The organism is Rhizobium mayense (genome assembly GCF_030272705.1).
GTDB classification, from domain to species: domain Bacteria; phylum Pseudomonadota; class Alphaproteobacteria; order Rhizobiales; family Rhizobiaceae; genus Rhizobium; species Rhizobium mayense.
The window spans coordinates 1-8,699 of record NZ_JARFYM010000071.1 but is presented as its reverse complement, the minus strand read 5'-3'; the positions used below and the strand labels follow the sequence as shown (position 1 = coordinate 8,699).

The window sequence follows — 8,699 nt, the reverse complement described above, 5'->3', positions numbered from 1 at the left end:
CAACGCGCTACGACAAGCTCCTCGCAAACTTCAGAGGCTTCGTCATCATCGCGGCCATTACCATGTGGCTCAAATAGTTAAATCGTCACCACAGCCTAGCTGTTCGTCATTGAAATCAATAGATTTTCCGGAGTCCTGACGGGTAACGTTTCTCTCACGCTTGTTTGATTGGCGGAGCTACCGAGTGGTAGATAGGATCGCCGCGTTGCAATTGAGATGAGGATCTTTCCTCCCAGTTCTCTCATGCAAGGAATTTTGCTCGCTGGCCTCGGCCGCTATCTCGAAAAACCTACCGATTAGTAGGTATATCAAGGGAGACTATTCATGGATCGCAAGCTTCTGACGAATTGCGTCTTGGCGTTGGCTGCCGGCGCTGTCGTAACGCTCGCCGCCCTACAGGGCGCCAACGCCGCCGATCGAGTCCGCGTGCGCGGCACGGTCGAAAGCCTCGATGGCGATACCCTCAAGGTCAAGTCTCGCGACGGCAAGGACGTTACGGTGATGCTGAAATCCGGCTGGGCCGTCACCGGCGTAACCAAGGCATCCGCCGCAGACATCAAGCCTGGCGATTTCGTCGGCATTGCAAACGAGCCGACTGCTAGCGGCGTTGCCGGCGCTATCGAGGTCGTGATCTTTCCGGCCTCGATGAAGGGCACCGGCGAGGGTGACCGCCCCTGGGATTCGAAGCCGAACAGCTCGATGACTAACGCCACTGTTGCCAACGCCGTCAAATCGGTCAACGGCCCGACGCTGACGCTGACCTACAAGGGCGGAGAGAAGAAAATCAACATCCCGGAGGGCACCCCCGTCGTGACCTTCGCATCAGCCACCAAGGACGATCTGAAACCCGGCGCCGGTGTCTTCATCAACGGTGAAAGCTCCGGCGACGGCATGGTTTCCACCGATCGCGTTGCCGTTGGCGTCAACGGCACCATTCCGCCGATGTGATCTTCCCGCCAAGGGAAGCTCGCGGGCCTACCGGCACCCGCCCGCCGAGGCCCGCCACGGCGCTCCGCTTTCAGCTCCCTCGCTGACGGAGCGCCGCGCCTTCTCAGGTCAATTGTGGTACCATGCAGCCTGGGTTTCCAAAGGGTTCAGTGAAGATTTCGAGAGGAGCCTAGCGATGGCAGACATCGATGCGACCGGTGCGCCGCCTGCGCACCCCCGAACGATCTACATTCGTCGACATTCGATCGTCACCCGCCTGACGCACTGGCTGAATGTGCTTTGTCTTACGCTGCTGCTGATGAGCGGCATGCAGATATTCAACGCCCATCCCTCTCTCTACTGGGGTCAATATGGCGCCAATGCCGATCCGTCCTGGCTGCAAATATCGGCCACCGACGGCGACACCCAACCTTATGGCACTTTCCGTATCGGCAGCCTGACGATCCCGACGACCGGCGTTCTCGGTGCGTCGATAGAGGACGGTCAGTGGACCGTACGCGCTTTCCCCGCCTGGGCGACGATGCCGAGTTATCAGGATCTGGCCGCCGGCCGGCGCTGGCACTTCTTCTTCGCCTGGCTCTTCGTCTTCAACGGCCTGATCTATTTGCTTTATGGCTTTGTCGCCGGTCATTTTCGCCGCGATCTGGCACCGTCGGGCCCCGAAGTCTCGCCGCGCAATCTCTGGCATGAGATCGTCGAGCATGCCCGCCTGCGCTTCCCGAAAGGCGAGAAGGCAAAGCGCTACAATGCATTGCAAAAGCTCACCTATCTGGTCGTCATTTTCATTCTGCTGCCGCTGATGCTGGCGACAGGGCTTACCATGTCGCCCGGCATCGATGCCGGCTACCCGTTCCTGCTCGATATTTTCGGCGGGCGGCAGACCGCGCGCGGCATTCATTTCATCACCGCCTGGACGATCGTGCTCTTCGTCCTCGTACATGTGGCAATGGTCATCCTGTCCGGCCTCTGGAACAACATGCGCTCCATGGTGACCGGTCGATACGCCATCCGCCCGGAAAGAGAGGACGCATGAGCAAGATCGTCACCCGCCGCCGCTTCCTCATCGGCTCCGCCGCCGGCCTTGGCGCCATTGGCCTGACCGGCTGCGACGACGTCACCGGGAACGAGAACGTCCAGCAGGTGTTGGCGATGGCCGAAGGCCTGACCATGCGCACGCAACGCCTGCTCGTCTCCCCGCAGACGCTTGCCCGCGAATATACCGATAAAGACATCTCGCCGACTTTCCGTCCGAACGGCACAGACAACCCCGGAACCGAGGAGTATGCCGCGATGGTGGAAAACGGCTTTTCCACCTGGAAGCTGAAGGTCGACGGCATGGTCAACCAGCCGATGGAGTTTTCGCTGGCAGACCTGAAAAAACTGCCGTCGCGCACGCAGATCACCCGCCATGACTGCGTCGAAGGCTGGAGCGCCATCGGCAAATGGACCGGCGTGCCGCTCGGCCTCATCCTCCAGAGTGTCGGGCTGAAGCCGGGCGCGCGCTATGCCGTTTTCTATTGCGCCGACGAGCTAGAGCAGACGCTGGACGGCAGTGGCCGCTACTATGAAAGCATCGACCTGATAGACGCCTTCCATCCACAGACGATCCTCGCCTATTCGATGAACGGTAAGGACCTCGAAGTCGCCCATGGCGCGCCGCTGCGTCTGCGCGTCGAACGCCATCTCGGCTACAAGCACGCCAAATACGTGATGCGCGTCGAAATCCGCGACCAATTCAACGACCTCTGGGGCGGTAACGGCGGCTTCTGGGAAGATCGCGGCTATGAATGGTATGCTGGAATCTAAATAGGCATTGCGTTAGCATGGCCTAATTGTCGCAGGTCTGCCAGAGACGGAACACCTATGCCGCGAACGCGTTTCACCAAGGGCAATTAAGCCCAGTATCGGAGGAAATGCACATGTTAAGATCGATTTTGATCGCGGCCGTGTTTGCGGTTGCGGGCGTCGTGCCCGCCTATGCCGCAACTGCGGCGATGAAATGTGACGACGCTTCCATCACGGCCTTGCAGACCAAGGTGGATTCAATGACCGATCAGACGAAAAAAGCAGCCGCCACCAAGCAGGTGGCCATGGCAAAGGATGCCATGAAGGCGCACAAGGTCAAAACCTGTGTGACGCACATGGAGAATGCCACAAAGGGCATGACCAAGATGTAATGGCGCACCCCGGCCTTGGTGGAATCAGAGGATGAGGCCCGGACGTCCGGGCCTTACGTGTTTTTCAGCGCTATTGCGAGGCGCGTGCTTCGGCGGCTGCCGATTACCGGGCGGACCGGCTATTTTGAACGTCACCGACAATTTTCCCAATAAAAAATGGCGCCCGGAGGCGCCACTTTTGTAGTCGCTATCTGACGAGCCGCATTTGGCTCTCTATTCTGTGGGGGCGCTATTCCGCCGCCTCCGCATGGCCGTGGCTGATCTCTTCGTCCTCGTCGTCCTCTTCCGGCTTCGGCTGTTTCCAGGCGATCAGACGGTAGAACATCGGAATGAAGAACGTGGCTATGAAGGTCGCCGCCAGCATGCCGCCGATGACGCCGGTGCCGATAGCGTGGCGGCTAGCGGAACCTGCGCCGCTGCTGATCGCCAGTGGCACGACGCCGAGGATGAAGGCGAGAGAGGTCATGACGATCGGACGGAAACGCAGGCGCGCCGCTTCGAGCGCTGCCTCGCCGGCGCTCATGCCATCTTTTCGTTTCAGAACCGCGAACTCGACGATCAGGATGGCGTTCTTCGCCGCCAGACCGATGAGCGTCACCATGCCGATCTGGAAATAGACGTCGTTGGTTAGCCCGCGCAGATAGGTGGCGAGCAGCGCGCCGAACAACGCAAAGGGGATCGCGGTGATGACGGCGAGCGGCAGGCTCCATTTTTCAAACTGCGCGGCAAGGATCAGGAACACCATGATGATGCCGAAGACCATTGCCTGCGTGCCTGCGCCACCGGTTTCCAGCTCCTGATAGGCCGAGCCCGTCCAGGCGATCTGGAATCCATCAGGCAGGGTCTGCGCCGCCACTTCCTGCATCGCCTTGATCGCATCGCCGGACGTATAGCCCGGTGCCGGATTACCGGTGATCTTGGCGGCGTTGAAGGCATTATAGCGTTCCAGCTGATCCGGCCCGATGACGCGCGTCACCTTGATCAGCGTATCGAGCGGAATCATCTTGCCGCTGTCGGATCGCACGAAGACCTGGCGCAGATCGTCGGGCGATTCACGGAACGGCGCCTCGGACTGCAGGTTGACCTGATAGTTGCGGCCGTAAAGCGTGAAGTCGTTGACATAGAGGCTGCCGAAGGTCGCCTGCATGGCATCGAAGACCGAGTTGATTGGCACGCCAAGCGCCTTCGCCTTCTCGCGATCGAGATCGGCGCGGAACTGCGGCACGTTGGTGTCGAGCGTGGTGCGCACCGCCGCCAGCTCGGGCCGCTTGGAAGCGGCCGCCACCAGCTTGTTCGTCTGGTCGGCCAGCCCCTGAACGCTCTTGCCGGTGCGGTCCTGGACATAGACTTCGAAACCACCCGTGGTCGAGAGGCCCTGGATCGGCGGCGGGTTGAAGGCGAGCACCATGGCATCCTTGATGCCCATATTGGCGCCGATCAGGGGACCTGCGAGGTTGCGGGCGTCCAGTGCGGGCGTCGTGCGCTGGCTCCAGTCCTTCAGCGTCACGAAAGCGACGCCGGCGCTGCTCTTCAGGCCACCCGAAAGCAGGTCGAAACCGGAAACGGCGAAGACATCGTCAACCCCGGGGATCTTCTTGGTGTTGATCAACGCCTGATCCATCACCGCCTGCGTGCGCGGCAAGGAGGCCGCGGGCGGCAGGATGGCGAGTTCGAACAACACGCCCTGGTCTTCATCCGGAACCAGAGATCCAGGCAGCGTATAGAAGAGATAGCCGGTCGCTCCGAGCAGGCCGGCGACGAGCACGCAGCCGAGCAACGCACGCTTCAGGAAGAAGGCGACGCCCGCCGTGTAGCCGCGCGTCAGCCGATCGAAGGCGCGATTGAAGATGCGGAACGGGAGCACCGGTTCGTGATGGCCGGGCTTCAGGATCAGCGCGCAGAGCGCCGGCGTCAGCGTCAGCGCCACGATACCCGACAAAGTGACCGAAATCGCGATGGTGACGGCGAACTGCTTGTACATCTGGCCGGCGAGGCCGCCCATGAAGGAGACCGGGACGAACACCGCACAGAGCACAAGCACAATGGCGATGACCGGACCGGTCACTTCGCCCATCGCCTTGATCGCCGCCTTCTTGGGCGACAGTTTCTCGGTCGACATCAGGCGCTCGACGTTTTCGAGAACGACGATGGCGTCGTCCACCACGATGCCGATGGCGAGCACCAGACCGAACAGCGTCAGCAGGTTGATCGAGAAGCCGAGCGCATACATGCCGGCGAAAGTGCCGACGATCGAGATCGGCACGGCGATGACGGGGATCAGCGTCGCGCGCCAGTTCTGCAGAAAGACGAAAACGACGATGACGACAAGCAGGATTGCTTCGATGAAGGTGTGGATCACCTCCTCGATCGACACCTGGATGAATTTCGTCGTGTCATAAGGAATCTGGTAGGAGATGCCCTGCGGGAAGGACTTCTGCAGTTCGTCGAGGCGCCCGCGCAGAGCCGACATCGTATTCAGCGCGTTGGCGCCCGGCTGCAGATAGACGGCGATCGGGATTGCCGGCGTGCCGTTCAGGCTGCTCTGGATCGAATAGCTCTTGGTGCCGAGCTCGATGCGCGCCACATCCTTCAGCCGCAGCGTCGCGGCATTGGCGTCCGAACGCAGGATGATGTCGCCGAAGGCGTCGACATCCGGCAGGCGCCCTTGCGTCGTCACCGTATAGGTGAAGGGCTGAGCATTGTTGTCGGGTTGGTCGCCGAACCTGCCGGCGGCAAATTGCGAATTCTGCTCCTGGATGGCGGTCGAGACATCGCTCGGCGTCAGATTATATTGCGCCAGTTTGTCCGGCCGCAGCCAGATGCGCATGGAATAGTCGATATCGCCGAGCAGGTTGACGTCGCCGACGCCGGGGATGCGCTTGAGGTCGTCGATAACATTGAGCAGCGCGTAGTTGCCGACGTAGGCGCGATCGTAGCGGCTATCGGTCGAGTACATCGCCACGAAGCCGAGAATCGACGTGGAGCGCTTGGTGACGACGACGCCGAGACGGGTCACGTCCTGCGGCAGCGTCGAGACCGCGCGTTGCACCCGGTTGTTGACGTTAATCGCCGCCTGGTCCGGATCAGTTCCGAGCGCAAAGGTGACGGTGATCTGCATCGCGCCGCTGTTGGAGTTCGTCGACTGCATATAAAGCATGTTTTCGACGCCGTTGATCTGCTGTTCCAACGGTGCGGCGACGGTCTGGGCGACCGTCTCGGCACTGGCGCCGGGATAGCTGGCGGTAACGACCACCTGCGGCGGCGTCAGTTCGGGATACTGCGCGATTGGCAGGATGCGCAGGCAGACCACACCCGCAAGCACGATGATGATCGAGATCACCGCCGCGAAAACGGGGCGATCGATGAAGAATCTGTTGCCCAACATCAGTTTTGCGCCACCTTGTTCACGTCGCCCGGCGTTGCCGCCTCGGCCGCCTGCACCGGCGAACCGGGGCGCACCTTGATGATGCCTTCCGTGATCAGCTTGTCACCGGCATTGAGGCCGGACAGTACCAGCCAGTTGCTGCCGACCTTCTGGCCAAGCGTCACCGGATTGACACGCGCCTTGCCATCCTTGTCGATCGTATAGACGAACTGGCCCTGCGGGCTCTGCATCAGCGCCACTTCCGGAATGGTGATGGCGTTGTCGAGCGAGACACCGGTGACGGTGGCGCGCACGAACTGGCCCGGCAACAGTCGGCGATTAGGGTTGTCGACCACGGCGCGCGCCTGCAGCGTACCCGTCGAAACATCGATGGTGGACGAGGTGAAGTCCACGACACCGTCATGATCATAGGTCGTGCCGTCGCCGAAAGAGATCTTCACGCCAAGATTAGGCGCTTGACCCTTGGCCTTCTTGAGATCGATCAGCCGGCGCACTTCGGCGGCTTCCGTATCCGAGAACGAGAAGTTGACATAAACCGGATCAAGCTGCGTGATGCTTGTGAGTAGGCCGGTATCGCCCGTCGTACCGATAAGGCTGCCTTCGGACACTTGTTCAAGGCTGGTGATGCCGCCGACCGGGGCCGTGACCTTGGTATAATCGAGATTGAGCTGCGCGGTCTGAACCTGCGCCTGCGCTGCCGCGAATGCAGCCTCCGCCGACTGGCGTGCGGACGTCGCGTCGTCTCGCGCCTTCTGCGTAACGGCATTCTGGTCGAAGAGGTTGATGTTGCGCTTTTCCTCACGCTGCGTCTGGGTCAATTGCGCCTGTGCCTGCTGCAACTGAGCCTGGGCCTGGGCAAGGGCGGCCGCATAGGGGGCGGGGTCGATCAGGAATAGCACGTCGCCGGCTTTGACTTCGGCGCCTTCGACGAAGTTCCTTTTCAACAAGATACCACCGACGCGGGCACGCACGTCGACTTGTCTAAAAGCCGAGATGCGCGCAGCATATTCGTAGGTGAGCGGCACGGTCTGAGGCTTGACATCAACCACCGTCACCTGCGGCGGCATCTGTGCGGCCTGCTGGGCTTGCGAGGAAAGCGTGCCGAGAAGGAGGAGTCCAGCCGCTATAAGGCCGCTGCGCAAAAAGAGGGAGGAATGCGCCGTCATGGAAAATCACCGTGAGTTTAACATTTTCTATTGCAGCGCAACATACAAACATGCATGAATGATTGTAAATATCAAATCGACGTGACCTCTCGCATGATCGCAAAAACTGCGCAGTAGTTTTTAAAAAATATCATGCGAATTCAAATATATGAGGCGAGATAAAAATAATTTCTCGTCTCCTGGAAAATTCGGGGGAGATGGCATGCGCAGGACCAAGGAAGATGCAGCCAAGACCAGGGAGGAGGTTTTGGCCGCCGCCGCCGAGGTTTTTTATGAAAACGGCGTCAGCGGCTCCAGCCTCGACAAGATCGCCAAGCGCGCGGGCGTGACGCGGGGCGCGATCTACTGGCATTTCAAGGACAAAGCCGAGGTGCTAACGGCGCTGCACAGCGAAATTCGCCTGCCGCAGGAGGCAATCGTCGACGGCGCGCTGGAACATGGGCATGACGATCCGCTCGGTCTGATCGAGCAGGCCTCGATCGAGGTGCTGCATATCCTGGCGAATGACGAGCATCAGCAGCGCATCTTCGCCATCATGATTCTCGGATGCGAATTCACCGAGGACCGTTCCGACGCCGCCCAGCGCATCGTCACCGCCAATGCCGAAATGTATGAAAAGCTGCAGAAGCTGATCGACATGGCTGACCTGCAAGGCAAGCTCGCCTCCGCCTGGACAGTCGACGCAGCCGCCCGCGCCTTTCAATGCTCCATGAACGGCCTCTTTGCCGAATGGCTCCGATCGAGCAAGTCGTTTCCGGTGGTCGATGTCGGCGAGAGGCTGGTGCACAGCTTGATAGGTTCGATGCGGCGAAGCGCGGCCTAAAACGCATCGCGATCTCTGGTATTCGCTCCTTGCGCTTTAGGTCTTTGAATTTGCGCATGTTATTATCGCAAAACCGCTACGCGCTTTTGCGCGACATGCTTTAGAGCGTTTCTGATTATGTTTGAATCGCGGATTCCCTTTTGATGTCGAATGTGATTCAAGATGCTGGCTGAGAGGAGGTCAGCATCGATGGTCGCACC

Annotated in this window: 7 protein-coding genes; 5 read left to right on the top strand and 2 right to left on the bottom strand. The window is 60.2% G+C overall.

From position 1 onward, the window contains the following. Positions 1 to 324: 324 nt before the first annotated feature. From PY649_RS34305 to PY649_RS34290, 4 genes are all read left to right on the top strand, one after another. Positions 325 to 948 carry a single stranded DNA-binding domain-containing protein gene (locus PY649_RS34305; protein ID WP_285873485.1) on the top strand — a complete coding sequence of 208 codons (624 nt, stop codon included), beginning with the start codon at positions 325 to 327 and terminating at the stop codon, positions 946 to 948. 175 nt (positions 949 to 1,123) lie between these two features. Beyond that, positions 1,124 to 1,981 (top strand): cytochrome b/b6 domain-containing protein, encoded by an 858-nt coding sequence (locus tag PY649_RS34300; RefSeq protein WP_285873484.1) that lies wholly within the window; start codon positions 1,124 to 1,126, stop codon positions 1,979 to 1,981. Beyond that, complete coding sequence (locus tag PY649_RS34295; RefSeq protein ID WP_285873483.1) at positions 1,978 to 2,754, top strand: molybdopterin-binding protein; 777 nt, start codon at positions 1,978 to 1,980, stop codon at positions 2,752 to 2,754. Before PY649_RS34300 ends, PY649_RS34295 begins: the two co-directional genes overlap by 4 nt. A gap of 113 nt (positions 2,755 to 2,867) precedes the next feature. Continuing rightward, complete coding sequence (locus PY649_RS34290) at positions 2,868 to 3,125, top strand: hypothetical protein (protein ID WP_285873482.1); 258 nt, start codon at positions 2,868 to 2,870, stop codon at positions 3,123 to 3,125. 229 nt (positions 3,126 to 3,354) lie between these two features. Here the strand turns inward: PY649_RS34290 and PY649_RS34285 are convergent, their stop codons facing one another. Together PY649_RS34285 and PY649_RS34280 are read right to left on the bottom strand one after the other, a co-directional pair. Continuing rightward, entirely contained in the window at positions 3,355 to 6,510 is a 3,156-nt protein-coding gene (locus tag PY649_RS34285) for an efflux RND transporter permease subunit (RefSeq protein WP_285873481.1), read from the bottom strand. Further along, a complete protein-coding gene (locus tag PY649_RS34280; RefSeq protein WP_490385310.1) occupies positions 6,510 to 7,676 on the bottom strand; it encodes an efflux RND transporter periplasmic adaptor subunit in 1,167 nt (388 codons plus the stop codon). The genes PY649_RS34285 and PY649_RS34280 overlap by 1 nt, the downstream gene beginning before the upstream one ends. 202 nt (positions 7,677 to 7,878) lie before the next feature. Between PY649_RS34280 and PY649_RS34275 the strand changes: the two genes are divergently transcribed. Continuing rightward, positions 7,879 to 8,499: a TetR family transcriptional regulator gene (locus PY649_RS34275; protein WP_285873480.1), complete on the top strand. Its 621-nt coding sequence runs from the start codon at positions 7,879 to 7,881 to the stop codon at positions 8,497 to 8,499. The last annotated feature ends 200 nt before the right edge of the window (positions 8,500 to 8,699 follow it).

Bases quoted from the DNA above. Each gene is read 5' to 3' on its own strand.
- PY649_RS34305 (WP_285873485.1), top strand. From the start codon at position 325: ATGGATCGCAAGCTTCTGACGAATTGCGTCTTGGCGTTGGCTGCCGGC.
- PY649_RS34300 (WP_285873484.1), top strand. From the start codon at position 1,124: ATGGCAGACATCGATGCGACCGGTGCGCCGCCTGCGCACCCCCGAACG.
- PY649_RS34295 (WP_285873483.1), top strand. From the start codon at position 1,978: ATGAGCAAGATCGTCACCCGCCGCCGCTTCCTCATCGGCTCCGCCGCC.
- PY649_RS34290 (WP_285873482.1), top strand. From the start codon at position 2,868: ATGTTAAGATCGATTTTGATCGCGGCCGTGTTTGCGGTTGCGGGCGTC.
- PY649_RS34285 (WP_285873481.1), bottom strand. From the start codon at position 6,510: ATGTTGGGCAACAGATTCTTCATCGATCGCCCCGTTTTCGCGGCGGTG.
- PY649_RS34280 (WP_490385310.1), bottom strand. From the start codon at position 7,676: ATGACGGCGCATTCCTCCCTCTTTTTGCGCAGCGGCCTTATAGCGGCT.
- PY649_RS34275 (WP_285873480.1), top strand. From the start codon at position 7,879: ATGCGCAGGACCAAGGAAGATGCAGCCAAGACCAGGGAGGAGGTTTTG.